General features: G+C 42.6%; 25 protein-coding genes. 22 read left to right on the forward strand and 3 right to left on the reverse strand.

What is annotated here, in order from left to right; genetic code table 11:
• The first annotated feature begins 26 nt into the window (after window positions 1-26).
• The 4 genes from rsmG to ACJMKR_RS00210 are packed head-to-tail and all read left to right on the forward strand — an operon-like array spanning window position 27 to window position 3,645.
• Window positions 27-641 (forward strand): 16S rRNA (guanine(527)-N(7))-methyltransferase RsmG, encoded by a 615-nt coding sequence (rsmG, locus tag ACJMKR_RS00195; RefSeq protein ID WP_423063259.1) that lies wholly within the window; start codon window positions 27-29, stop codon window positions 639-641.
• A 12-nt stretch (window positions 642-653) separates the two neighbouring features.
• Entirely contained in the window at window positions 654-1,463 is an 810-nt protein-coding gene (locus ACJMKR_RS00200; protein WP_423063260.1) for a ParA family protein, read from the forward strand.
• A gap of 10 nt (window positions 1,464-1,473) precedes the next feature.
• Window positions 1,474-2,346, forward strand: coding sequence for a ParB/RepB/Spo0J family partition protein (locus ACJMKR_RS00205; protein ID WP_423063261.1), 873 nt, complete (start codon window positions 1,474-1,476; stop codon window positions 2,344-2,346).
• 12 nt (window positions 2,347-2,358) lie between these two features.
• Window positions 2,359-3,645, forward strand: coding sequence for an MFS transporter (locus tag ACJMKR_RS00210; protein ID WP_423063262.1), 1,287 nt, complete (start codon window positions 2,359-2,361; stop codon window positions 3,643-3,645).
• A 13-nt stretch (window positions 3,646-3,658) separates the two neighbouring features.
• Here ACJMKR_RS00210 and ACJMKR_RS00215 read toward each other — a convergent pair whose 3' ends face one another.
• Entirely contained in the window at window positions 3,659-4,414 is a 756-nt protein-coding gene (locus ACJMKR_RS00215; protein ID WP_423063263.1) for an aminotransferase class IV, read from the reverse strand.
• A gap of 152 nt (window positions 4,415-4,566) precedes the next feature.
• On the opposite strand from ACJMKR_RS00215, the gene ACJMKR_RS00220 reads away from it, so the two are divergent.
• The 15 genes from ACJMKR_RS00220 (at window position 4,567) to glmU (ending at window position 20,729) form a co-directional block, all read left to right on the forward strand.
• Complete coding sequence (locus ACJMKR_RS00220) at window positions 4,567-7,380, forward strand: 1-acylglycerol-3-phosphate O-acyltransferase (RefSeq protein ID WP_423063264.1); 2,814 nt, start codon at window positions 4,567-4,569, stop codon at window positions 7,378-7,380.
• 84 nt (window positions 7,381-7,464) lie between these two features.
• On the forward strand, window positions 7,465-8,985 hold the full coding sequence (locus ACJMKR_RS00225) for an outer membrane protein (protein WP_423063265.1): 1,521 nt from the start codon (window positions 7,465-7,467) through the stop codon (window positions 8,983-8,985).
• A gap of 160 nt (window positions 8,986-9,145) precedes the next feature.
• On the forward strand, window positions 9,146-9,400 hold the full coding sequence (locus ACJMKR_RS00230; protein ID WP_423063266.1) for a hypothetical protein: 255 nt from the start codon (window positions 9,146-9,148) through the stop codon (window positions 9,398-9,400).
• 65 nt (window positions 9,401-9,465) lie between these two features.
• Window positions 9,466-11,004: a transposase gene (locus ACJMKR_RS00235; RefSeq protein ID WP_423063267.1), complete on the forward strand. Its 1,539-nt coding sequence runs from the start codon at window positions 9,466-9,468 to the stop codon at window positions 11,002-11,004.
• An 84-nt stretch (window positions 11,005-11,088) separates the two neighbouring features.
• Window positions 11,089-12,198 carry an MFS transporter gene (locus tag ACJMKR_RS00240; protein ID WP_423063268.1) on the forward strand — a complete coding sequence of 370 codons (1,110 nt, stop codon included), beginning with the start codon at window positions 11,089-11,091 and terminating at the stop codon, window positions 12,196-12,198.
• 69 nt (window positions 12,199-12,267) lie between these two features.
• A complete protein-coding gene (locus ACJMKR_RS00245) occupies window positions 12,268-12,681 on the forward strand; it encodes an ATP synthase subunit I (RefSeq protein ID WP_423063269.1) in 414 nt (137 codons plus the stop codon).
• Entirely contained in the window at window positions 12,682-13,476 is a 795-nt protein-coding gene (gene atpB, locus ACJMKR_RS00250; protein WP_423063270.1) for a F0F1 ATP synthase subunit A, read from the forward strand.
• A 50-nt stretch (window positions 13,477-13,526) separates the two neighbouring features.
• Window positions 13,527-13,826 carry a F0F1 ATP synthase subunit C gene (gene atpE / locus ACJMKR_RS00255; protein WP_423063271.1) on the forward strand — a complete coding sequence of 100 codons (300 nt, stop codon included), beginning with the start codon at window positions 13,527-13,529 and terminating at the stop codon, window positions 13,824-13,826.
• A gap of 16 nt (window positions 13,827-13,842) precedes the next feature.
• Window positions 13,843-14,313, forward strand: a complete 471-nt coding sequence (locus ACJMKR_RS00260) for a F0F1 ATP synthase subunit B (RefSeq protein ID WP_423063272.1) — start codon at window positions 13,843-13,845, stop codon at window positions 14,311-14,313.
• A 1-nt stretch (window position 14,314) separates the two neighbouring features.
• Entirely contained in the window at window positions 14,315-14,875 is a 561-nt protein-coding gene (locus ACJMKR_RS00265; protein WP_423063273.1) for a F0F1 ATP synthase subunit delta, read from the forward strand.
• A gap of 60 nt (window positions 14,876-14,935) precedes the next feature.
• Window positions 14,936-16,483 (forward strand): F0F1 ATP synthase subunit alpha, encoded by a 1,548-nt coding sequence (gene atpA / locus ACJMKR_RS00270; RefSeq protein WP_423063274.1) that lies wholly within the window; start codon window positions 14,936-14,938, stop codon window positions 16,481-16,483.
• Between the two features lie 57 nt (window positions 16,484-16,540).
• Window positions 16,541-17,407, forward strand: a complete 867-nt coding sequence (gene atpG / locus ACJMKR_RS00275) for a F0F1 ATP synthase subunit gamma (protein ID WP_423063275.1) — start codon at window positions 16,541-16,543, stop codon at window positions 17,405-17,407.
• A gap of 16 nt (window positions 17,408-17,423) precedes the next feature.
• Entirely contained in the window at window positions 17,424-18,803 is a 1,380-nt protein-coding gene (gene atpD / locus ACJMKR_RS00280) for a F0F1 ATP synthase subunit beta (protein ID WP_423063276.1), read from the forward strand.
• A 12-nt stretch (window positions 18,804-18,815) separates the two neighbouring features.
• A complete protein-coding gene (locus ACJMKR_RS00285) occupies window positions 18,816-19,244 on the forward strand; it encodes a F0F1 ATP synthase subunit epsilon (protein ID WP_423063277.1) in 429 nt (142 codons plus the stop codon).
• Window positions 19,245-19,358: 114 nt separating this feature from the next.
• Window positions 19,359-20,729: a bifunctional UDP-N-acetylglucosamine diphosphorylase/glucosamine-1-phosphate N-acetyltransferase GlmU gene (glmU, locus tag ACJMKR_RS00290; RefSeq protein WP_423063278.1), complete on the forward strand. Its 1,371-nt coding sequence runs from the start codon at window positions 19,359-19,361 to the stop codon at window positions 20,727-20,729.
• Between the two features lie 35 nt (window positions 20,730-20,764).
• Here glmU and ACJMKR_RS00295 read toward each other — a convergent pair whose 3' ends face one another.
• Window positions 20,765-23,251, reverse strand: coding sequence for a hypothetical protein (locus tag ACJMKR_RS00295; protein ID WP_423063279.1), 2,487 nt, complete (start codon window positions 23,249-23,251; stop codon window positions 20,765-20,767).
• A gap of 258 nt (window positions 23,252-23,509) precedes the next feature.
• Here ACJMKR_RS00295 and tpx point away from each other — a divergent pair, with 258 nt between their 5' ends.
• From tpx to ACJMKR_RS00310, 3 genes are all read left to right on the forward strand, one after another.
• Window positions 23,510-24,052 (forward strand): thiol peroxidase, encoded by a 543-nt coding sequence (tpx, locus tag ACJMKR_RS00300; protein ID WP_423063280.1) that lies wholly within the window; start codon window positions 23,510-23,512, stop codon window positions 24,050-24,052.
• Between the two features lie 406 nt (window positions 24,053-24,458).
• On the forward strand, window positions 24,459-25,964 hold the full coding sequence (locus ACJMKR_RS00305) for a hypothetical protein (RefSeq protein WP_423063281.1): 1,506 nt from the start codon (window positions 24,459-24,461) through the stop codon (window positions 25,962-25,964).
• Window positions 25,965-26,036: 72 nt separating this feature from the next.
• Window positions 26,037-26,207 (forward strand): hypothetical protein, encoded by a 171-nt coding sequence (locus ACJMKR_RS00310; RefSeq protein ID WP_423063282.1) that lies wholly within the window; start codon window positions 26,037-26,039, stop codon window positions 26,205-26,207.
• Between the two features lie 21 nt (window positions 26,208-26,228).
• Here ACJMKR_RS00310 and ACJMKR_RS00315 read toward each other — a convergent pair whose 3' ends face one another.
• On the reverse strand, window positions 26,229-26,972 hold the full coding sequence (locus ACJMKR_RS00315) for a 16S rRNA (uracil(1498)-N(3))-methyltransferase (protein WP_423063283.1): 744 nt from the start codon (window positions 26,970-26,972) through the stop codon (window positions 26,229-26,231).
• Window positions 26,973-26,993 lie beyond the last annotated feature (21 nt).

Consider the following 26,993-nt stretch of genomic DNA (forward strand, 5'->3'; position numbering starts at 1 on the left):
ACCAAACTGAGCACACGGAGAAATTGATGTCAGCGCTATCCGATAGGTTATCCACAGGAATTGCAGAACTTGGGCTCTCGATTCCCCAGTCTACACAGAATAACCTGTTAGCATTTCTTGAATTTTTGCAAAAATGGAACAAAGCTTATAACCTGACGGCCATCGATGACCTTACAGCGATGGTATCTGCACATTTATTAGACAGTTTATCCATTGCGCCGTATCTCCAAGGCGAGCTTATTTTAGACATCGGCTCCGGAGCTGGCTTTCCGGGCATCCCTTTGGCCTTTGCTTATCCTGAGAAAAAATTTGTGCTCTTAGACAGCGTGGGCAAAAAAACCCGTTTTTTGCTTCAAGCCGTATCAACCTTTAAGATACTGAATGTTGAGGTGGTTCAGGCACGGATGGAAAAATTTAACCCGAGCCACTGTTTCGATGCTATTATCTGTAGAGCTGTTGGAACGATGGCCGATATCGTAGCAAAAACTGAGCGGGTTTTGTGCCCGAAAGGTCGATGGTTGATGATGAAAGGTGAATATCCACACGAAGAAATGCAAGCGCTGACGAAAACGGCAAAGGCCTTTGACTTAAAAGTACCTGGACTGAAAGCCAAACGACATGTCATCGTGATTGAGCACTAAAGGGAGTAAGGTGTGGGAAAGGTAATCGCAATTGCCAATCAAAAAGGTGGCGTTGGAAAAACAACGACGGCAGTCAATTTATCCGCTTCTTTGGCGGCAGCAAAGCAAACCGTTTTGTTAATTGACCTCGATCCGCAAGGTAGTGCCACGGTTGGTAGCGGTATCGCAAAAACAAACTTAGAAAATTCAATCAACGAAGTGTTATTGCGGGAAGCGACCGTCGCAGAAACGCTAGTCAAAACAGATTGGAAATACGATTTAATTCCTTCAAATGGTGACTTAACCGTCGCGGAAGTACGATTATTAAAATCAGAAAATCGTGAGCAGTGTTTAAAAGAAGCAATTGCTCCGATAAAAGCAAACTACAAATACATACTCATTGACTGCCCGCCTTCACTAAACATGTTGACACTCAATGCGTTGGTAGCATCTGATAGTGTATTGATTCCCATCCAATGTGAATATTATGCATTAGAAGGATTAACGAGTTTATTAGCAAACATCGATCGCATTCGTCATTCGGTTAACCCAAGCTTGCAACTAGAAGGTTTATTGCGAACCATGTATGACGGACGCAATCGTTTAACGATCGAAGTATCAGAACAACTCATCAATCATTTTGACGACAAAGTATATCAAACTGTTATTCCGAGAAATGTTCGTTTGGCAGAGGCGCCGAGTCACGGATTGCCTGTCATGAACTATGATAAAAGCTCACAAGGTGCTGCAGCATATTTAGCACTAGCGGGTGAAATCATTCGCCGTGATACAACGGCGATAAATAATGACGATGTAGAAAAAGATGTAGCAGTGTCCACATGAGGAAAAATTAATGACTCAAAAAAAACGCGGTTTAGGTCGAGGTCTTGGTGATCTGGGGCTCAATGAATTATTGAGCGATCTCAATCCGTCGACTGCGACTGGCGAAAAAAAATCGGAACTCAAAAAACTGCCGATCGACACCATCGAACCAGGACGTTATCAACCGCGTAAACAAATGGCGAGAGAAGCGCTAGAAGAATTAGCGAGCTCGATTAAAGCGCAAGGCATTATTCAGCCGATCGTTGTGCGCCATATTGGAAAGGGCTATGAAATTATTGCTGGCGAACGTCGTTGGCGTGCAGCACAAATGGCGGGGTTGCATGAAGTGCCCGTGATTATTCGCGACATACCGGATGAAGCGGCAGTTGCCATGTCGCTCATCGAAAATATTCAGCGCCAAGATTTAAATGTCATTGAAGAAGCGGTAGCGTTGCAACGATTAATCGATGAATTTAGCATGACGCATCAAGAAGTCGCTGACGCCGTTGGAAAATCAAGGGCGAGTGTCACTAACATGTTGCGATTATTAAAATTAAATTTGGATGTTCGTTCCCTGGTTGAGCAAGGACATTTAGACATGGGACATGCTCGCGCACTATTAGCACTTGAGGGAATACAACAAAGCGAGGTAGCAAACAATGTGGTAGCGCGCGGATTGTCGGTGCGTGAAACAGAAAAATTGATCCGCCAATTACATTCAACAGTGGATCAAACAAAAAATATAAAAAACGTCGACCCAGATGTTTCACGATTGCAAAATGATTTATCAAATAAATTAGGTGCTGTAGTTGTTATTCGGCATAACGCAAAAGGGAAGGGAAAATTATTAATACAGTATCACAGCGTGGATGAATTAGAAGGCATTTTACAACGTATTCGTTAACAGGAAAATGTAATGCCAAACGATCAAACCAACACGGCTAGTACGGCATCGAGCCTTATTTTACCTTTTATTATTTGTGTCTTGGCTGCACTGTTTTACGTCTATGATTACTTTATTCAAGTTGCCCCCAGTGTTATGACTGAGCAGCTCATGCGCTCATTCTCAATTGGTGCGGGTGACTTAGGAATTTTAAGTGCAAGCTTTTTCTATTCTTATACCTTAATGCAAATTCCCTCAGGACTATTCATCGATCGGTTTGGTGCCCGAATTATTTTAACCTTTGCGGTATTGATAAGCGCATTGGGTGTGTTGATATTTGGTTTGTCTCATCTTTTTGCGTGGGCGGCGGTTGCACGATTTTTAATTGGGGTGGGTTCCTCGTGTGCATACATCAGCGCAATATTTTTAGTAGCGCGTTGGTTCCCGCATCGACATTTCGCCATGATAGCGGGATTGCTTCAATTAGCCGCGTGTGTTGGATCTATCTTCGGGCAAGCGCCATTGGCATTGACCATCAATCATTTTGGTTGGCGGCATGTCATGGTCATGACGGGCGTTATTACGTTTGTGCTAGGCGTTATTTATTGGGTCATCATTCGCGATGGGAGAAAGCCTGCAACTAGTGAGGCACATAACGTTGTCATGAAAAATGAACGGCAGCGACTCTCATTTTTAACCCAGCGATCACAGGTTTGGTGGGTAGCCGTTTGCGGTTTAGCGTCTTGGGTGCCGGTGGGTGTTGTGGGTGCGCTGTGGGGTGTGCCTTATTTAATGAAAATCTACGGCTGGAATAATGTGGTGGCCGGACAAATATGCTCGTTATTTTGGGTGGGTGTGGGGATCGGCAGCCCTTTGGCGGGTTGGTATTCAAATCGCATTGCTAGCCGCAAAAAACCGTTTATGATTTGTTTTCTGCTAGCAATATTTTCTTCGATAGTTATTGTGCACGCTCCTTTCTTTTCGCCGTGGATAATCGGCGCTGCATTATTTTTACTAGGTGTTTCCGCGGCAGTGCAGTCGCTCACATTTAGTGTCATCAAAGATATCGTTCCGCCAGCGGCATTTGGAACAGCATCTGGCCTTACAAACATGTTGGCGATTTTAGGAAGTGGTGTGTCACAAACGTTAGTTGGGTTTTTTATTCATTCGCAATGGAATGGCGCACGATTCGACGGCATACCTGTTTATTCTATAAATGATTATCAGCATGCTTTTTATGTACTCATCGCAGCGGGCATTTTAGGTTTGTTGGTAACGTGGTTTAAAGTGAAAGAAACACACGCAAAGATAACGTATTAAAATACCAATATTTTCAGCCAGATAAGCTGTGATGCAGCAGTGTGATGAGTGAGGAGTAGCGAGAGAAAGATGGAAAGCTGGTTTGGTCAAGTCGACTAACGGGGCAAAGACCGATTAAACTGTTCGTGATAAAGGCCCCTTCGGCTCTCAATACATCATCGATGGTATAAGCGCCCTCTTCAACGGAAAGTTTTTGTTTTTCAGCGAACGACAAAATCTGTTCTCGCGTAATGCCTGGCAGAGGGCCCTCGGTGAGTGCAGGAGTGTGTAAGGTGTTGTCTTTCACAAAAAATAGATTAGCCGTTGTGGTTGAGACAATGTGTCCCTTGGTATTGAGCAAGAGCGCATCGTCAAAATGGTTGTTTTGGGCCTGTTGGCGCGCGATGATTTTATCAAGATAGTTGAGCGTCTTAAATTTTGTGATCGGCGATTGTTCGTTGATACAAATGTCACTCAAAGAAAGCGAAATTGAATGCGTGTTGCCCTGACGAGTAAATACAGTAATTAAAATAGTGGGAGAGCCTGGTTTTGGAATAGATAAGCCGCGTGCTCCGGGCCCGCGTGTGACGGTGATCCTTGCGCCGGCGTTTTGCATTAAGCTGTTTGCGTTTAACAATTTTTTAATAATATGCTGGGTTTCATCCACCGAGAGTGGGCTAATTAATTGCAAATAATTGGCACCCGCGGTTAGTCGTTTCCAATGAGCCTCAAGGTCAATCGGCTTGCCACTGGCACAGCGAATAGTTTCAAATAATCCATCGCCCAGCAAAAAACCTCGATCACTAGGATCGATTCGAGCATCTAAATCAGAGATAATTTTGCCATTGAGATAGAGCATGCATTAAACTACCACTATTTAGAGATGCTGGGAAGTATAGCATTTCCAAGAAATGAACAGGGAATCGGTTCTTTATGGATCAAATGTCGGCAAAGGTTGAAACGCAAGTTCTCTCGATCATCCGAAGATTCTTGAGGGATTCCGGTGCTGAACGGGCCGCTCAAGCTGTTTCAAAAGAAGCCAACTTGGAGCGAGACCTTGGGATCGGTAGTCTTGAGCGAGCCGAGCTTTTTCATCGGATTGAAAAAGCATACGGTATCCAACTGCCCGATGCTCTCATGATTGAAGCAAATGCTGTGCAAGATTTAGTGGCTGCCGTGAAAGCAGCCAAGCCGAGCAAGCCATTAGCGCATGAAGAAATCCCCATTTTAGAAGCGACCCACATCGATCCTGCATCAGCGAGAACATTAATCGATGTATTAAAACTCTATGTAGAAAAGGAACCAGAACGACCGCATATTTATTTACAGGATGAAAAAGGTAACGAGCAGATTATTAGTTATGGTCACTTATATGAGATGGCCGACAAAACAGCGCAAGGGTTGGTGAAAAAAGGACTTAAAGTCGGCGAAACAGTTGCGATAATGTTGCCGACATCCGCTGAGTTTTTCTTCGCCTTTTTTGGTATATTATTAGCCGGGGGGGTACCCGTTCCCATTTATCCGCCCTTTCGTCCCGATCAAATTGAAGAGTATGCAAAACGCGAAGCATTGATTTTACGAAATGCTGGCGTTCGGTTTTTAATTACGTTTCAGCGTGCAAGAGCGCTCAGTATGTTATTGCAGGCCTTTATTCCGAGTTTATTGGAAGTGACAACAGTTCAAGCCCTAATGACAACCGGAATTAAATTAAATGACTTTGTAGCCGAGCCATCGGACCCAACGTTGATTCAATATACGTCGGGTAGCACAGGCGATCCTAAAGGGGTATTGCTGAATCATGAAAATTTGTTAGCGAATATTCGTGCATATGGTAAAGGCATTCAAATAAAAGCTACGGACGTGGGTGTGAGTTGGCTGCCACTCTATCATGACATGGGGTTAATCGGATCATGGTTTGGTAGTTTATATTATGGTGTGCCTTTAACATTGTTATCACCGCTTACGTTTTTATCGCGTCCCGAGCGATGGTTGTGGGCGATTCACTATCATCGTGCCACATTATCAGCCGGTCCTAATTTTGCTTATGAATTGTGTTTGAAAAAAATTGATGACGCAGCCATTGAAGGATTAGATTTAAGCTCGTGGCGATTAGCATTTAACGGTGCAGAAATGATTTATCCCAACACCATGGAAAAATTTGCAAAACGATTTGCACCTTATGGATTTAATGAAAAAGCTTTTATGCCAGTGTACGGGCTGGCTGAATCATCGTTGGCATTAAGTTTTCCGCCACCGGATCGTGGGCCCAAAGTGGATCGGATAAAGCGCCTCCCCTTCGAAAAAGAAGGTCGAGCAGAACCCATTACCGAAGATGAAAAAAATTATTATGAATTTGTCAGTTGCGGAAAAGCACTCGATGAACATGAAATACGAATAGTGGATGACAATAATAACGCTGTTGAAGCGCGTGTTGTTGGCAGAATACAATTTCGTGGCCCTTCTTCTATGCAAGGATATTATCGAAATCCCGAAGCAACCAAGGCAATTTATTACAATGGCTGGTGGGACACGGGTGATTTGGGATACTTAGCCGACGATGAATTATTTATCACGGGCAGGAAAAAAGATTTAATTATTAAAGCGGGTCGCAATTATTATCCAGCAGAAATCGAAGAAATCATCGGTCAGGCGCAGGGCGTTCGAAAAGGCTGTGTGGCTGCATTTGGTATCACAGATTCCAAAAGAGGCACGGAAAAATTAATTATCGTTGCTGAAACAAATGAAACGGATAAGTTTGCATTTCAAGAAATTCGCCAAGCCATTAACGAAAAGATAGTATCACAGCTCGGTATTCCACCCGATGATGTAGTCTTAGTGCCACCCAGAACAATTCCCAAAACATCCAGCGGAAAATTGCGTCGTTCGGCATGTAAACAAGATTATCTCAATCAAAAATTAGGGCAGCACGGAACACCCATTAAATGGCAAATTATGAAATTATTTTGCATCAGTGCTTTTAAAAAAATCACAGGTTGGTTTGGTATCACAGGTAAATTAGTGTATTCCTTTTATATGAGCATTATTGTGGTAATAACATTAACCCCGACGTGGTTACTGGTTATATCATCTTCCCGACAAAAAGCGGCTCGAATTGCGCGTGTTTGGTCTCGTTGGATTTTGCGGTTTGGATGTTGTCCGATGACCACAAAAGGCATGAATCATTTATCCAAAAATCAACCCGTCATCTATGTGGCCAACCATGCAAGCTATATTGACATCGTCATATTGATGAGCGTGTTGCCACCAGATTGTTGCTTTGTTGGGAAAAAAGAATTATTAAAAATCCCACTGTTTAAAAGCTTTATTAAACATTTAGAATTTATCACTATCGATCGTCTCGATTTTACAAAGAGTAAATCAGATGCAAAACAAATAGAGCAAGTTCTCGAGGATGGGCGATCAGTAGTTGTTTTTCCAGAGGGCACTTTTAGTTACGCTACCGGTGTGCGGCCCTTTAAATCTGGGGCTTTCAAAGTTGCTGCTGAAACGGGGCGAACGATTAAGCCCATTTCTATTCGCGGCGCACGAAAGATTTTACGTGGCGATAGTTTTTTAATAAAGCCGGTAGGGATTACAGTGACGATGTGTGAGCCTCTGAAACCAGAGGCAACAGATTGGAATGAAGTTGTACGACTGCGGGAAATGGCGCGGTTTGAAATTGCGAAATACAGTGGAGAACAAACGATTGATCTTATTTTCGCAGGGTTGCCCTCGGAAAGGAAACGCGGGGAGTGATTTTTTAACAAAATTTTTTCTTGTTGAGTATAATAGGCCTGACATACACGGATCGAACGTTCAATAGCGTTGCATGGAGCTGACATGTTTAAAAATTTAACTATCCCTCTCACACTCTCAATGATCTTTATCTCGGGAGCATATGCCGGTGGGCCAGAAATTCCACCTCCGGCGCGGCTCGGTGCCTTTAACGGTGTTTATATCGGAATGCATGCGGGTGCACTACAAGGCACTGTGGATAATGAAATTAATTCGACATTGAGTGCAGGCGCATTACCTGTGTTATTGCAGCAAACCGAAAGTGCGTATGATTCAATTTTTAAAATGGTTGGCGGTATTCAATTTGGCTGGGGCCATGAATTTAATGTGCTCTATTTAGGTTTTGATATTGATGGGACTTACCAAAACTTTAATATCACTAATCGGTATGAAATTGGAGCCAGGACCACGGCAACAGGCAACGCTAATGCCACGATTACAACAGTGTCAAAACTAGAAACATCATACGGTATTGATTTTCATCCGGGTGTACTAATATCACCCGCTGTTCTGTTATATGGAAAAGTGGGCGTCCTTCGCAGCTTGTTTAAAGTAACCTCAACGACAGATACGACCGTAGAAACAGGGGGTGGCGCGAGTATTATCGTCAACAACAGTGCTAGCGAAAATACGTATGGATTGCTATTAGCGCTTGGTATCGAAACAAAGGCGAGCCAGCATGTGGGTTTGGGCGTGGAATATCAGTATACCAGTTATCCAAACTTGAGAGCTGTGTTGCAGCACTCGCCGGGTAGTGTGTTTAATAGCGTCAATAATTTTGTTAATAACAGCATTACCACCAGCGGTGTTTTATTTAACGTAAATTATTATTTTAATGATGTCGTGGAGCGTCAGAGACTTTGGGCGCATTACGAACACGGTGGTTTTAATGGCTTATATTTAGGTGTTCATGGTGGTATTAGGAAGGGTTCGCTCAATTTTAGGTTGCGGCATGCGTCTGTTACCAGCAGTGCAGCAGGTAGCTTTAATTTCCAAACGCAAGAAGCACAAAGTGATTCCGCAGGAGGCTTTATTGGATTACAACTAGGGTATGGCCACGTTTTTAAGTGGTTTTATTTAGGTGTTGATGCACTGGGATCGTTTCAACAAATTCACGTTGAAGGTGCAAACCTTGGGCTAAGTGCAACAACGCTCACGCCGGCGTTTACTATCAACACAGAGACAGGCGCTATCCTCGATGGTACTTATGGTATAGACGTACGCCCCGGTGTCGTTGTTTCACCCGCCGTATTGCTCTACGTTCGTGTGGGTGCAGAGCGAACGCGAATTAGAATGCAAGCCTTTACAAAAATAGAAGCGAGTGGAGCCGGTGCTGGGTCGTTTTTTGTTAGCAATCCTGAAGAATTAACGGGGTTACGTTTGGGTGTGGGTGTTGAAACAAAATTGAGTAAACACGTTGGGATGAATTTAGAATATCTTTACACAACTTACGATAAATTTTCTATAAACGGATCAACGGCAACTCCTATCGTGTTTTCTAACTCAACGAACTATACATTAAGAACAGAAGGTTTCTTAGTAGGCTTTCACTATTTTTTTAATTAAACTTAAGGGCATCTCTTGAAATTGTTTTAAAACCATAAAACGCTTTATCGATTTCAATTGCTTGCCAATGCGAGAGGGGGTTCGTGTTTTCGGGAGGCGCCATCCGTAGTTCCTTAGTGCCATCCTGGCACTAACGCCCGAAAACACGAACCCCCTCTCTTTGCCGCAATTGAAAGCTAATGAAAATGAATATGATATGCAAGAAACACAGACTCAGCTTAATCCGAAATCTAAACGAGAAATTATCGCTTGGTGTATTTACGACTGGGCGAACTCGGCCTTTCCCACATTAATTCTCACCTTTATTTTTTCAACGTATTTCACCGAAAAAATCGCCATCAATGAAATTGTGGGTACGTCTCAATGTTGGACTTTGGGTAAATTTATAAAAATAATTAAAAATTGCTTGACATAGAAACCGAAAAAAAATTTTACGTTGTAAACAACGTTTGTTCGAAAAAATAAAATAAGGAACAAACGATGTTAGCGACAGAAAAACTAAAACAATTCCGTACATTCCTCTACAACATCTTCCCCGCGCGACGCGATGCCAATATGAATTTACTCGATGCCCTTTCAAGCCATGGCCATCGCTGCAAAACACCCATAGAATTATGTGAATCGCCATACTTTGAACGTGAATACAGTAGTATTACCGATGCGATTAGCGATGGTTTGTCGGTAGCAAATTGTTGGGATAGCATGATGAAAATACAATATGAACATGTGAGTCATAGCGATGACCGTGTGATCATTATTGCGGATACGACACCACAGTCGCGTCAAAGTGCACACTGTGTTGAAGATCGCCATGTGGTTTACAGCCCTAATCCAGCACCGGGTAACAAACCGATTACCATTGGACATGAATATTCAACGGTATCACTATTGCCCAATGATGGTGCAGCTCAAGAAAAGCATTGGTTAGTTCCACTGGATACGAGGCGCGTTAAAAGCGATGAAAAAGGCAATGTAGTTGGGATGCAGCAAATTAACCGTTGTATTGCAGACTTAGCGCTTACTCATAAATTGGTGGTTAGCGTGGCTGATTCAAAATATGGTACAGAAGCTTGCCGTAAACTGGTTAGCGAAAATCCCAATTGGGTACATCTTTTCCGTTTTAACAGTACCCGTAATGTTTTCGCGCCCGCATCAATAGAAGATAATACCTCAGGAAGTATAAAACGCTATGGTGATGCGATGAAACTAAACGACAGCACGACTCACCGTGAATCCGATGAGATTGTGCAGCAACCCATTACAACCCGCAGTGGCAAAACTTACCAATTGGAGATTAAAATATGGCGTGACCAATTCCTGCGTGGTTCAAAGCAATTTAAAGGATATGAGCATCCTGTTACTGTTGTGCAATTGGTTGCGGTTGATGCTAACGGTAAATCTTTATATAAAAATCCACTCTGGTTAGGACTCGCTGGTGAACGACGTAATGAAATCACAGCATTAGAAGCGTATCACTATTACGATAGACGCTATGACATTGAACACTACTTTCGTTTTGGTAAAGACAAACTGTTATTTGACCGATACCAAACACCGGATGTTAAGCACGAAGAAGATTGGTGGCGGATGACAGCATTAGCGTATACGCAACTTTATCTAGCGAGGAATCTTGCCCCGATTTTACCGAAAAAATGGGAGCGGTATTTGCCGAGCTTCCAAGTGGATAACGAAAAACCATCAATAACTGCGACCCCTTCACAAACGCAACGGGGTTTTTCTACGGTGCTTGATACCGTTGGCACACCTGCTAATCTCTGCAAACCACGCGGTAATCCGCAAGGCAGAACCAAAGGTGATACGCAGGGGAAACGCACGCGACATCCTGCTATTTTCAAAAATAGCAACTCAAAAATTAAAACGATTCAGAGGACTGAAGAAAAGACGCAAAACTCAGACCCTGAAAAAATAGAGGATTTGATTGGGATAGTAAAATCATGGTTGGATAAAATAAATTTTACACCTGAGCAATTCTACGAATTGCTGCAAAAAACAGGTTAAGATTTAGAAACTCACATTTTTTGATTATTGTCCTAACTGGCAAGGGATTTTATTTATCCAAAGTCCAATCAATGGGCAGATGCCGTGGCTGTTGCTGGACTGCTCATTGCGATCAGTAGCCCCTTGTTTGGTGCAGTTGCCGACTATGAAGGTCGACGCAAACCGTGGATTGCTATCTTTGCCGGCATCGCCATAATTGCCGGTTTTTTTCTATGGTTTTCGAAACCATCCCCCGACTATGTGATGTGGACATTGTCGTGGGTGGTGCTCGGCGTTATCGGTGTGGAAGTCAGTGTGGTTTTCTACAACGTGATGTTGCGCGACTTAGCACCCAAGAATTATATCGGTCGGATTTCTGGCTGGGGCTGGGGGCTTGGATATTTTGGTGGGCTGACCTGTTTGGTGATCGCGTTATTAGTTTTTGTGCATGGAGACACCCGTTGGCTTGGGTTGAATCGCCAGACGTTTGAACACATCAGAATCACGGGGCCATTCGTATCGATTTGGTATTTCATTTTCGCTATACCCTTATTCGTTTGGACAAAAGATCGGTCTAGCAGCGGCATTAGCTATCGAAAGGCGTTAAGCGACGGTGCTAATCAACTATTAGAGACCCTTCGCAAGCTGCCGAGATATAAAGAAATATTAAAATTTTTAATCGCGAGAATGATTTATACGGACGGTCTCAATACGATTTTTGCCTTTGGGGGGATCTATGCGGCGGGAACGTTTGGAATGAGTTTTACCGAAGTCATTCAATTTGGCATTTCATTAAACGTTGCGGCCGGCATCGGCGCCATTGGTTTTGCGTGGTTAGATGATTATATCGGCCCAAAGCCTACCATCTTGATTTCGTTACTGATTATGTTCTTGAGTGGAGTTGGGATACTGATCGTTCATAGCAAGCTTGCCTTCTGGATATTGGGAATGGTGCTAAGTCTTTGCGTGGGACCGGTACAAGCGGCGAGTCGCTCCCTCATCGCGCGTGCCGCACCACCGGAATTGGTTGCGGAAATGTTTGGTTTGTATGCCTTTTCTGGAAAGGCGACGGCATTTATTGGGCCATGGCTAGTGGGCGCGTTTACACTGTTCTTTGATAGCCAACGCATTGGAATGAGTAGTGTGCTGGCATTTTTATTAGTGGGTGGAATCATTTTATGTTTCGTTAGAGCTCCAACGACACCTGCCGACTAAGCCTTGTCCCAGCGGCCAAAATCCCATATACTCGCCAAAATTAACCGTTCAGGATGGCGGGAGGGCTTTGTGCGTCAAAAGTCGGTAAAAAATTCGGCCACCTTGTCTGCAAGGCAGACTGCCTATCGGTTAGTAGGGTTACAGGCGGTTGTAGTGCTAGTAATTGCTGCGTGTTGGCTATTGGGCGGAATGCCTGAAGCGTTGTCGGCCCTTTTGGGAGGGGCGGCGTGTGTGATACCGAGCCTTTACTTTGCGAGACGGCTATTTGCCACGACAAGTGCGCGCGAGGCAAAGAAGATTATTCGGGCCTTCTATTTAGGAGAGCTGGTTAAGTTGGCACTGAGTGTCGTGATGGTGGTGTTCATTATTATGTTTATCCGAGTCACGATCGTACCGTTTATAACCGGCTTCATAGGGGCTCAATTTGGATTTTGGCTAGCGCCAATGATGATTAAACTCGATGCAATAAAGAGTAGTGACTAGATGAACGGAAAAGCCGGCACATCACAAGCAGAATATGTTCAGCATCACATGCAGCACTGGCAGCTGAATCTCCATAATTTTACGTTTTCCAATGGAGGGTTCTGGACCTTCAATCTCGACACCATCATTATTTCAGTCGTACTAGGCTGTGTGTTTTTATTTCTTTTTTATTTAGTCGCCAGACGTCCAATCGTTGGAGTCCCTGGAAAAGGACAGAATTTTGTAGAACTAGCCATCGATATGGTTGATAACACGGTAAAAGATTCTTTTCATGGTGACCGCAGCTTAATTGCACCGCTAGGGCTCACCATTTTCATGTGGGTCTTCTTGATGAACTTCATGGATTTGGTTCCAGTCGACTTAGTCCCTCGCTTGTTTCATTATGCTGGCGTTGAGCACTTCAAAGCTGTTCCAACAGCAGACCCCACATTAACATTCGGTATGTCCATTGCCGTATTTTTACTGATTATTTATTACAACTTTAAAATGAAAGGCGGTATTGGTGTAGCAAAAGAAACGTTAAGCAGGCCATTTGGTTGGTATTTATTTCCAATCAATGTGTTATTTCGCTTGATCGATGAACTTGTCAAACCAATGTCGTTAGCATTGCGACTTTTTGGTAATCTGTTCGCCGGAGAATTAATTTTTATATTAATTGCCCTGTTGCCCTGGTGGATGCACTTCACCTTAGGTGCTGTGTGGACGATATTCCATTTACTAGTGATTTTGATTCAAGCGTTCATCTTTGCGATGCTAACGATCGTTTATTTAACTATGGCGCAAGAATCACATTAAGATACTGTCCCATAAGGGGGCGTGTTTAATTAAATAAAAGAGGAGAAGTCATGAATATTGCAGCCTTAATCGCAACAGTTCAGGGGATGTCTGCTATCGCAGCAGCATTATTAATTGGGCTTGCTTCAATGGGCACTGCCATTGGGTTTGGTGTCTTGGGTGGTAAGTTTTTGGAAGGTGTTGCACGCCAACCAGAACTGTCTCCAATGCTGATGGTGCGTATGTTTTTGATGGCTGGGTTGGTTGACGCATTTGCGGCTATTTCGTTAGCAATGGGCTTGGTTTTAATGTTTACCAAAAACCCATTTTTAGCAGCAGTAACGGACGCTGTTAGTAAAGTGGTTAGATAATTAAGAGGTATCCGTTATGGATATAAATGCTACGCTCATCGTACAAATGGTGGTATTTGTCGCCTTTATTTGGGTGACAATGCGCTTTATTTGGCCGCCAGTAGTCAAGGCGTTAGAGGAAAGGCGCAAAAAAATTGCTGATGGTTTGGCAGCCGCAGAACAAGGTCAAAAAGATCTTGAGCATGCTCAAATAAAAGTAAAAGAAATGCTAACCGATGCAAAAGCCGAAGCTTCTCATATTATCGAGCAAGCGAACAAGCGTGCTAATTATATTATCGAAGAATCTAAAGCGAAGGCACGTGAGGCAGGTGAGCATTTATTGGAGCTGGCGAAAAGTGAAATCACTCAAGAATATAATGCTGCCAAAGAAAAACTGATGAAGCAAGTGTCAGAAATTGCCGTTGCAGGTGCCGAGCGTATTTTGCAAAAAGAAGTCGATAAAGCAAGTAATGATCGTTTGGTCGATGAATTAGTGAGTGAAATTTAATATGTCACAACTATTAACCATTGCACGACCTTATGCTAGAGCTGTATTTTCCGATGCGCTCGATAATCGCTTATTAACGCAATGGTCAGAGATATTAACGGCATTAGCGTATATCGTCGAAAACAAAAAAGCCGAACAACTCATCATCGACCCAACCCTGACAGACAAAGAGCGCAAAGAACTGTTTTACTCACTGGTTCAATCTGCGTTACCAAAAACTGTTTCTGCATTGGGGGATCGTATTGAGCGTTTTATTGATTTATTAGTGGATGAAAAACGTCTGACGCTATTGCCAGATATTGCTTTTTTATATCATCAGTTGCTAAACGAACAGCAAGGGATTATCGATGCGGAAGTTATCTCGGCTTATCCCATGAGTGAAGACCATCGGGAAGGTATTAAAAAAGCACTGGAAAGTCGATTTAATTCGAAAGTTTCGTTGAATTTCTCTAAAGATGAAAGTTTAATTGGTGGTGCTATTATCCGTGCGGGAAACTGGGTAATGGATGGTTCTGTTAAAGGTAAATTGGCAAAATTGGCCGAAGATCTTAACAGTTTATGATAAGTAAGAATGATATGTCCCTATTGCGCAAGATGCATTTTTGAATAACGAGGTGGAATTATGGCAACACAAATACAACCATCGGAAATTAGCGACATCATCAAGTCGCGCATTGAAAAACTAGACATCAAACCGGAGGTGAGAACCGAAGGTACCATCGTGAATTTAAAAGATGGCATCGTCCGGATTTATGGTCTGCGTGATGTGATGTATGGGGAAATGATCGAATTTCCTGATAATACCTATGGCTTGGCGTTCAACTTAGAGCGAGACTCTGTGGGTGCTGTAGTCTTGGGGGCATATGAACATTTAGAAGAAGGCATGACGGCACGTTGCACCGGTCGCATTCTTGAAGTACCCATTGGTGAAGCGTTGTTAGGCCGTGTTGTCGATGCATTGGGAAACCCGATTGATGGTAAAGGTCCTATTGATACCGAACTCACCTCCCCGATTGAAAAAGTGGCTCCTGGCGTTATTACGCGAAAATCAGTCGATACCCCACTACAAACGGGATTGAAATCTATCGATGCGATGGTTCCAATTGGGCGTGGTCAACGTGAATTAATTATTGGCGATCGCCAAATTGGTAAAACAGCCATTGCGATAGACACCATCATTAACCAAAAACATACCGGTGTTAAATGTATTTATGTTGCAATCGGGCAAAAACAATCCTCGGTTGCAGCGGTAGTGCGCAAACTTGAAGAACACGGTGCAATGGAACACACGATTGTCGTCGCGGCGAGCGCTTCAGAAGCAGCATCGTTACAATACTTAGCGCCTTATGCGGGCTGTACGATGGGCGAGTATTTCCGTGATCGTGGCGAACACGCACTGATTATATATGATGACTTAACAAAACAAGCGTGGGCGTATCGTCAAATCTCGTTATTATTGCGAAGACCACCGGGTCGCGAAGCCTATCCGGGTGATATTTTCTATCTACATTCACGATTACTAGAACGCGCAGCGCACGTTAATGAAGAATACGTGGAAAAATGTACAGACGGAAAAGTGAAAGGTAAAACCGGCTCATTGACTGCATTACCTATCATTGAAACTCAAGCAGGTGACGTGTCGGCCTTTATTCCGACCAACGTAATTTCGATCACAGACGGACAAATTTACTTAGACGTGAATTTATTTAATTCCGGTATTCGCCCTGCAATTAATGCGGGTTTATCGGTATCGCGTGTGGGTGGTGCCGCGCAAACCAAGATCATTAAAAAATTAATCGGTGGCTTGCGTATTGCCTTGGCGCAATATCGTGAGTTAGAAGCGTTCTCACAATTTGCATCCGATTTGGATGAAGCGACACGCAAACAACTCGAGCACGGCCAACGTATCACCGAAATATTGAAACAACCGCAATATGAGCCACTGAGCGTTGCTGAAATGGCAATTGTTTGGTATGTGGTTAACAACAATTATTTAGATAATGTTGAAGTGAAGAAGATCGTGGATTTTGAAAACGCATTATTGAGTTTTCTGCGCGATCAACATCGAGACTTGTTGGAAGAAATCAACAAACATCCAGTTTATTCGGATGAAATCGTCGACAAAATTAAAGCGGCGGTTGATGAGTTTGTGAAAACGGGAGCCTATTAGGCCGTCATTCTGGGTGAAGTGAATGTAGGGATTTGGAAAAAAGACTTGGATTAGAGAATGTCAAAAGCGAGAGAGATTAGAACAAAAATAACGAGCATCAAAAACACGCAAAAAATCACGCGTGCAATGGAGCTCGTCGCCGCGAGTAAAATGCGTAAAGCACAAGACCGTATGGCTATGTCTCGCCCTTATGCTGAAAAAATTCGTAAGGTTATCGCGCACGTGGCTGCGAGCCATGCAGAATACAGTCACCCTTACCTTGAGGAACGCGAAGACATTAAGCGCGTGGGCTTTATTGTCGTTTCAACGGATCGTGGATTATGCGGTGGTTTGAACGTGAATTTATTTCGCGCCTGTGTTACCGAGATGAAAAAGTGGGACGACAAAAACGTTGGCACTGAGCTGTGTATCATTGGGCGCAAAGGTGATGCATTTTTTGCACGCCATGGTGGCGACGTTGTGGGCATTGCTGATCATTTGGGTGATGAACCCGAGGTACAAGATATCATCGGTATCGTTAAAGGGATGTTAGATCACTTCAACGAAGGGAAAATAGATGCAATTTACATAGCAAGCAATGACTTTGTGAATACGATGGTGCAAAAACCGATTGTTCGTCAGCTTCTGCCTTTACAAAAAGAAGAGCAGGAAACACAAGGATATTGGGATTATATTTACGAACCCGATTCCTCTAAAGATTTATTGGAAATGTTATTAATTCGTTACATTGAATCACAAGTTTATCAGGCCGTGGTTGAAAACATTGCCTGCGAACAAAGTGCTCGCATGGTTGCAATGAAAAATGCCACTGAAAATGCGGGTGATTTAATTGACGAATTACAATTAATTTATAATAAAGCCCGACAAGCCGGGATTACGCGTGAAATTTCCGAAATTGTTGCGGGCGCAGCCGCCGTAGAATAAATAGCGAGGATTACGAATGAGAGCAAAAGGTAATATCATAGAAATCATTGGCGCCGTCGTCGACGTTGAGTTCCCTCGTAAAGATGTACCCAAGGTCTATGACGCATTGAAAGTAGAAGAAAAAAATCTTACTTTGGAAGTGCAACAACAGCTAGGTGATGGAGTCGTGCGTGCCATTGCGATGGGCAGTACCGAAGGCTTAAAACGCGGACTCGCGGTTGAAAATACAGGTGCTCCTATCGAAGTTCCTGTCGGTGTAAAAACACTGGGCCGCATTATGAACGTATTGGGCGAACCCATCGATGAAGCAGGCCCAATTGGTTCCGATGAGTTTTTGCCTATTCATCGTGAAGCGCCGAGCTTTGTTGACCAAGCGGGCAGTACCGAATTATTAGAAACCGGTATTAAAGTAATCGACTTACTGTGTCCTTTTGCGAAAGGTGGCAAAGTCGGTTTGTTTGGTGGTGCGGGTGTGGGCAAAACCGTCAACATGATGGAATTAATTCGCAATATCGCCATTGAACATAGCGGATATTCTGTATTTGCTGGTGTCGGTGAGCGAACCCGTGAAGGTAACGACTTCTACCATGAAATGAAAGAATCCAATGTATTAGATAAAGTAGCATTGGTGTATGGACAAATGAATGAGCCACCGGGTAACCGTTTGCGTGTTGCATTAACAGGATTAACGGTTGCAGAATCTTTCCGTGACGAAGGTCGCGACGTGTTGATGTTTATCGACAACATTTTCCGCTATACCTTGGCGGGTGTGGAAGTATCTGCGTTATTAGGGCGTATGCCATCGGCTGTAGGTTATCAACCCACGCTTGCTGAAGAAATGGGCGCGCTACAAGAACGTATTACATCGACAAAAACAGGCTCAATCACATCAATTCAAGCGGTTTACGTGCCCGCAGACGATTTGACAGACCCCTCGCCTGCGACCACGTTTGCGCACTTGGATGCAACGGTTGTGTTATCGCGCCAAATTGCAGAGCGTGGTATTTATCCTGCGATCGATCCACTCGATTCGACGAGTCGACAATTAGATCGATTAATCATTGGTGATGAACATTATGATGTAGCACGTAGCGTTCAAGAAACTTTACAGCGCTACGAAGAATTAAAAGATATTATTGCGATTTTGGGTATGGATGAATTGTCGGAAGAAGACAAACTCACGGTCCGACGTGCACGTAAAATCCAACGCTTCTTATCGCAACCATTTTTCGTTGCCGAAGTTTTCACAGGTTCGCCTGGAAAATATGTTTCGCTCAAAGATACCATACGTGGATTCAAAGGCATTATTAACGGTGAATACGATGAATTACCGGAACAAGCCTTTTATATGGTCGGTAGCATTGAAGAAGCAATCGAGAAAGCGAAATCATTATAATTAGGATTACCCATGGCACAAAAAACCATGCAACTTGAAATTGTTAGCGCAGAAGCTGCCATATTTACCGGGGCGGTTGAGTTAATTATTGTGAGCGGTGGCATGGGTGAACTTGGCATTTATCCAGGGCACACGGCATTATTAACGTCGTTAAAGCCGGGGCAAATCCGCGCGACGCTCGAAGGCGGGAAAGAAGAAGTTTTTTATATTTCCGGAGGCATGCTAGAAGTGCAGCCGGAATCGATAACGGTATTAGCGGATACTGCCTTAAGAGCAGCAGATTTGGATGAGGCTGCTGCATTGGCCGCTAAAGAAGAAGCAGAACGAAAAGCTAAAGAACAAAAGGCGGGCATCGAATACTCAAGAGCAATGACGGAATTGGCTGAAGCAGCCGCACAGCTACGAGCGATCGAAATGATCCGCAAACAAGCCAAACGATAGATGCTGTCTCAGATTAGCGAAATGTTAACAGCCCCTAATTGGGCTAAAATAGAAATATAGGTTTCCACGCGTAATGGAATGTCTCAGAGTTCTTATTAGAAAGGTTTATTAATCATGGGCTTAAATGTTGTCATTCTTGCTGCCGGCAAAGGAAAACGGATGGCCTCAAACCTTCCTAAAATATTGCATCCTTTAGGTGGTATTCCTTTGTTAGAACGTGTGGTCAAGACGGTACAAGCATTGAAGGCTGACAAAATCCATGTTGTCTATGGCAATGGCGGCAGTGCCGTACGTGATGTGCTCAGTTATTTGCCCGTTCATTGGGTGGAGCAGGAAGAGCAACTCGGAACAGGACATGCGGTGTTGCAAGCCCTACCCCATTGCAAAGACAAAGATCAAGTCCTCGTGCTTTATGGCGACGTTCCGCTGATTTCATTGAAAACATTACACCACTTATTAGAAAGCACACCACGCAGTGGTTTGGGTTTAGTGGTGACGGAACTCAAGAATCCGACTGGTTTAGGGCGCATCATTCGTAATGAATTGGGAAATATTATACGTATCGTTGAGCACAAAGATGCAACGCCCGCGCAATTAAAAATTTGCGAGATCAATACAGGCATCATGGTTGCGCAAGCGAAACATTTAAAAAACTGGTTACCAAAATTAAAAAATTCCAATCGTCAAAAAGAATATTATTTAACGGACGCGGTAGCGCAGGCTGTTGCCGATGGTCTTCCTGTCGGTGGTGTCATGGCGCACTGCTCTCAAGAAGTGCAGGGTGTTAACGATCGTTGGGAACTTGCAAATTTAGAGCGATACTTCCAACGCACCATGGCAAAAAAATTAGCTTTAGCAGGCGCAACCATTATCGATCCTAATCGTCTCGATGTGCGTGGTGATGACGTACACGTTGCGCATGACGTTACGATTGATGTGAATGTTGTGCTAGAAGGAAAAATTAAAATCGGCAAAAATAGTAAAATTGGTCCGCACGTCGTTTTGAAAAATGTCACGATTGGTGACAACGTAGAAATACGAGCAAATACCGTCATTGAAGACGCAATCATTGCGAATAATTGTACGATTGGACCATTTTCTCGCATTCGCCCGGGTACTGTTTTAGAAAAGGATGTCAAAATTGGTAATTTTGTTGAAACGAAAAAAACAAAAATCGGTCGTGGCAGCAAAGCGAATCATTTAGCCTATCTTGGTGACACGACGATTGGCAGCCATGTCAATATCGGTGCAGGCACAATTACGTGTAATTATGATGGCGCAAACAAGTGGCAAACCACCATTAAAGACTATGCGTTCGTCGGTTCAAACACCTCGCTCGTTGCGCCGGTTATCATTGCAGAAGGTGCAACCATTGGTGCGGGGTCTACCATCACAGAAGATGCGCCAGCTAACTGCTTGACCATCAGCCGCGCGCGTCAGCGCACTATCGATAATTGGAAACGACCGGATAAGAAAAAAGAATAAGATGAATGAAGTGGTTGCGACCACAATTGCCCTCACTAACGCAATTGCGGTGCTTGAGAAATATTTAAAGTCCGCTTAATGCTAAATGACGGATCTTTTTTCGAGAGTTTCGCTTGCAAAAAATCACAAAGAGATTTACGGTGAGGGCTATCCAGGATTTTATTTCTTTGGGTTTCTAAACTCGCCTCGCTTTTTTTATTGGATTGGGCGTCAATTAAATTTCTTACGGCTTTTTGCCAGTACTCAATGGTATATTCTCCTTCCTCTGGAGTAAAATAATTGTCTAGATAATTTCGAAGATCATTTTCTTCTGCAAGATTTAAAGAAAGCGCGCTTTTAATGGATTCTGGAAAAAATCGCTTCAATCGTTTTAACAGTTTTCCTGCTAGTTTCATAACAAAACTCGGGATGCGTGTATGGTTGCTATTCGCGATAAAACCAGCAGAAATTTTGCCTCCGATTGCAAGATAAGCAGTAATGGCGATTTCGAGCTGCTTTTTCTTCTCGGCAGAAACTTCCTCACAAAGATTTTGCTGGGCTTGCGGTAAATCCTTTGGCGATGTTGATAGCACTTCGGCGGATAACTTAGGATGCCTGCGCATTTGGTCAGCCGCCTCAGCGGGAGTCATTTGTCTTTTCTCTAAATGAGAAATATAGAAGTGGCGACTAAAAAAACCCTTATTTCTCAGTGTAGAAATACCGTTCTGTTTGTTTTCTTCTTCTATGTCATTACTACTTCTTCTAAGGGCTTGATAAGTTTCGGAGTTAGCAACTTGATTGAGCATATTTGAAAATTTAGAGTCTTTCAGTGAGGATAACGACAGTTTTTTCGAGAATAGCTCAATGCGTTTTTGCAAATGTGGTCTATTTTCTTCATGGGGCATCTCATTAGATCGAAGGTATTCTTGTGTGTAGACTTCAAGTCTAATGCAGTCTAATTTTTTTAAAGAACGATCAATGTCTTTTGCATGATTTTCAGGAAAAACCTCGGGAACATTGTTGTTTTTTAAATCATTGGCAAGGTTTGAGAACTCAGAGAATTGATGAGTTAGAAACTCCCAGTTGTAGTTTTCTTTATAAACAGATGAGAAATTACCAGTGTCATTAATGAACTGTTCGAGTTTAAGAAACATCCTTTCATATTCTTCAAATAACTTTTTAAACTCCTCAATAGAATTATTTTTTTGTGCTTCGGATTCGCGAAGTCTATTTTCTTCAAATAGCTTCGCATTAGACAAAAGGTATTTTTGCACGTGGATTTCAAACCAAACGTACTTTAATGTATTTAAAGAAGATTGAATGCCTATTAGATGATCTTCAGGAAAATCATGGGGAGCATTGTTGTTTTCTAAGTCATCGGCAAGTTTTGAAAAGTGAGAAAATTGACATTCTTGTGTTATCCAATCAATATTTACATTATAAGATGAGGCATTTTCGGTATTGTGAATGAATCCTTTGAGTGTAAAAAATATGTTTTTATACTCTTCAAACAGTGTCTTAAATTGTTTAATGAAATTATTTTCTTGTGCTTCTGGTTCGGTACTATCACCAAGGCATTCTGAAAAAGAAAAAGGAGGTATGCTAACGTTACGGATTATTTCTTTTTTTATAGTATTGTCAGTCTTGCAAGCCTGTTCCAGCTCTTCCAACTTATGATAATCTCCGGCAGCTTGTAGTGTGAGATTAGGATATTTTTTAGGTTTTTTTGGGTTTCTATTTTTACTATAGACAGTCCAAGTTTTGGTTTTGGGATCGTAAAATTGAACATGTGATCTCGTGAGGAGGCCTTCTACAGTCCAGTCATAGAGCTTGGATTCACCTGTTGAATCCAAGCGTGACTTTTTTTTCAGCCGGGGTTTAATTTTTGCGTGGTTTTTAGGTTCAAAAAAATCGATATATAATTTTTTTAGTAGGGATGCAATCGGGATGCGGGGGTCGTAATGGGTATGAAGATCAAATTCGGTATATAGGAGTGCTCCCCGGTAATAGTTCATAGCCTCTTCTGCAAAATTTCTTGCTGTGGTAGGACTCATGGGCTGTAATGATTCTTGGAGAGTGTATGCAATTTTTACCGCAATAAACAGACTAATTTTATCGAACTCTTTAAGAAGACCCATCGTTTTGAAAGCGCTTGCTAGCTTATGAAGTTTTTTTTCAACGTGGTTATTCAGGTTGTTAGCAGTAAGGGCCAAGCAAACGCCGATCGATTTTCCAATATAGCCCTCTGAAACAAGATCACTAGCTTTTCGCAGTACTTGTATATCTGGATGTTCCGTTTGCTGTAACATCCTTGTTGAAGCAACTTGAATGGCGTTTAATAAGTTTAAAATATCGGCCCGCACAACAGAAATAAAGTCTCGAACTTGAGTTTGTAATGTGGCAAACACTGCGGTTGAGTTTAAAATATCAGTATTAAAAAAATGATACTCATTCCACAAGTCTTGAAGTTCTTGCATCACGTTATCGGTAGCAGGTTGCTTAAATGGATGGAAAATAGGATTAACATGTATCGAAGTTTTCAATGGTTACTCTTTTTTGTGAAGTTGACATTCTGTGTATTTTAACATTTTTGACGTAAAAAAATATACGGTTTTTGCTAGTATTGAAACTTTTTGAAACTTTAGAATTTAATTAAACTCAAAAATAGGTAGTTTATAGATTGAAACATATAGTTACAAAACTTGTTTTTGTAATATGATATAATTGGCAAATTAGTAAGGGCTTTTTTTCTTTGCCACAACTGAAATGCTATTTCATTAACTAGAAACGGATCTCTTGAGGTGCTTGTAGAAGAAGCGCTAGATACAATTTTTGGAAAAGTGATGGTCACTATACGTTTTAATGAATATGCAATTAGATTGAAAGGTTCGGTTCCACGGATTGGCTCAAAAGCGCCCGATTTTACACTGACAAAAGCAAATTTAGTTGATATTACACTCGAAGCAATTAATGCCCGACGTATCATATTAAATATCTTTCCGAGTATAGATAGCCCAGCTTGCGCGCAATCGGCGAGAAAATTCAATGCGGCGGCTACTGAATTAGATAATGTCTATATCCTGTGCATTTCCGCAGACCTCCCTTTCGCCATCAACCGATTTTGTATGGGAGAAGGTTTAACATGTGTTCAGTTTTTATCGAGTTTTCGGTACCCAAACTTTGGCAAAAATTATGGAGTAAAAATTAGCAAGGGTCCTTTATCCGGACTGCTCGCAAGGTGTGTCATGGTGCTCGATGAAAATAAACACGTCATTTATAGCGAGCTTGTAAAGCAACTGGAAGAAGAGCCTGATTATGAAAGACCGCTTCTTGCTTGCAATTAGCCAAAAATAAATTTTAAGGGACATTCTTAACGTTTATTTAAGATTTTTCTAGGAATTAGATATTTTGTTTCATGATAAGGCGCAGTAGAATGAGTGGTGCATTCATGGAGCGAAAAAGCAATCGCTAAAATAATTTTGCGATAATAAAACAGCCATTGTAGTTTCCGAATGCCATGTGTTCTTTCGAAACACGCATAAAATTACTCAAATATAACCACACGATTTGATGATTAAGATTATTTTAATACTAAAATTTTATGCTACTAAAATACATTTTAACGGTAAGAAATGCTTACCGTAGTTGTAACCTTAAAGCGAACAACAAAATGTTAATTGCTTTATCTTATTTTCAGCGATAAGGCTGATTTGTGAGTTGAATATGCTTCGTTCAGATGGATATACACAGATGTTGAATGATGAAAATTCAGACTCACAGCCCGATGGTAATGTAGAAAGCGCTCACGCTTTAGTGCCTGCTCCAGTTCAAGGGAGTAGTGTAGGAAGTCTATCACCCTCTGCAATTAGCGCTGTTAAATCTACAGTTAATTGGACTTTGTTCGGTGCTTTCATAGGCGCACTTTACATTCCGCAAACTTTAGCGGCTACTAGACAGATGGATCCAAAGAATGGTCGATACTGGGGGTGGTTTCCTGCACTCATTAGCGCAACAGCAAATGGATTGTTAACGCCCTTGGTAACAAAAGACCTTTTCTCGCCTAAGTCATGGAAGCATCTTGCACTATATTGGTTTGCTCTAGTATCAACTTTTGGCCTCCTTGGCTCTCCTTTAGCATCGCCCACGGTAGCTGGAGTTGTAGAATCATTGACTATTTTACTGTGTGGAGATCATTCAATTTGTCCGGAACTACCGCGAGATAAAAGCAAAATACGTGAGCTCTTAACAAATACCGCAATGGCGGATGAAGTTTTAGGAGAGACAACATTTAAATTTATAGAAAGTACTGGCAATATTGCTCTCCTTTTACAGGGTATTTTTATGAGCATGGGTCTAATGAAGCTCATTGAAAAAATATATCCTAAAATACTAAAACTTTTTAAGAAAAATTTACCACCAGAAACGATTTGCAAAAAAATTGAGGAATGGATTGATCAGGAAGGCAATGAAGAAACAATTAAATCGGTTCTTTATATAAATGGAAATCAAGATGAAGGCTTAAACTCTCACAGGGAGATCTATGCTAAAATTTCCAAATGGAAGAGGTATCTCCCAGATGGTATTGGCAAGGCCATGCGCCAACTGCTGTCCATAGGAGGTGCTTCATGGTTGGGCTATATTTTGTCGCCTGAAATACCTGAAGCCATATTTTACAGTAGGGAGGGGGTAGTATTGCCGCTGCCAGGATTTGGCATTAAAGAAATTGATGAGGCCTTTAGCAAGGAGGGGGTAAGTACGGCGCTAGGTATTTTTGCAAATGCATTGTTATTTGGGCCTATAATATATAACACATTGCCTTTACTCTATAAAAACCTGGATGCAATTTTTGATTTTAGTGAGAATTCAATTTCGTGGCGCTCCAAATTAAAAATTTTTGGACCTCTTTTTCTGACATTGCTCACATTGCTCACGGTGCTCTTTCAAGGCGATGAAGTCAATTTCTCTTTCGAGACTTGCTTGACAGCGATTGTCGCCTTAATCGCGAATTATAGTGGCATGGTATTGCCAGAAAATCTGCGTTGCTTAGTACAACAAATTAAAGGTCAACCGCCACCCTATTCATCTGATTCGGAACTGCCTGTAGCAAGAACACGTGCTATGCAGCAGTATCACAAAGGTTTATTTTTTCAACCGAAGCAAAATCAAGGTCCTTCAGAGGAACAAGCGTGTCGCGATGCTCGTGATAGATTATTGCCATCCCTGTCAATAATCGACTCGCAATACGCGACAACTTAAATAGCCGCGGACGTCCTCGTCGCCCGCGCTCCGCGACCTCACGGCTCGACTACGCACGGGCTCTCAAATGACTTGACGGCTCGTAAAGATTTTTTGCAGTCGCTTACGCTCGGCAAAAAATCCGAGCCTACCGCGGAATACGCGCCTTCGCTTCGCTCTCCATGGCGCGCATCGTCTGAGAGACAGAGCGAAGATTCCAGGGTAATAATAGAGAACGGAGGAACACCTGCTGCCCCCTCGTAGAAATATTTTACCCGTTAAATACTAGGACTCGCAAAATCCCAAATCGCCGAAATGGCTTTGTAATAACGCAACGGCTGTTGCTGCAGCCGTTTCTGTGCGTAAAATTCGCGGACCTAAAGAAAATCCTATAAAACCTGCATTTTTTGCGTTTTCAATTTCTTCTGCGCTTAATCCGCCCTCGGGACCAATGAGCACTGTGACGCGTTTTTCAATTTTAGGCAAAGCCGATAAACCCTTATTCGCATTTGGGTCACAGACAAATTTCAATCCTTCCCTTGTTCTAGAAAGCCAAGCGTCAAGCGCTTGAGCGGTTTTTAATTCGGGGATGATGCAGCGACCGGATTGTTCGCACGCAGCGATGATGACACCGTGCCAATGTGCTAAACGATTGTCGAGACGCTTGGCGGTTAATTTCACGTTACAACGTTCGGTCAATACGGGAGTGATCGAAGCCACACCCAGCTCCACTGTTTTTTGAATGGCATAATCCATTCGTTCACCTTTGGAAATGGCTTGGCCTAGCTCAATCTGAAGTGGCGATTCGGTTTCTGTGTTGTTTTTTGAAATAACATCGACAACAGCGTGTTTGCTGTCAATCGCAGCGAGTTTAGCGTTGTATTCACCACCCTCTCCATTAAAGATGACTAAATCACCACCCGTTTTGATGCGTAAAACACGTAATACATGATGGCTTGCTTTTATGTCTAAACGAATGGAAACGTTTGGTTTGAGATCGCCGTCGTAATAAACTCGAAGCGTTGACATAAAATTTCTCCATCACTTGCA

Origin of the sequence: Candidiatus Paracoxiella cheracis, from assembly GCF_049348705.1 — a bacterium.
GTDB lineage: Bacteria > Pseudomonadota > Gammaproteobacteria > Coxiellales > Coxiellaceae > Paracoxiella > Paracoxiella cheracis.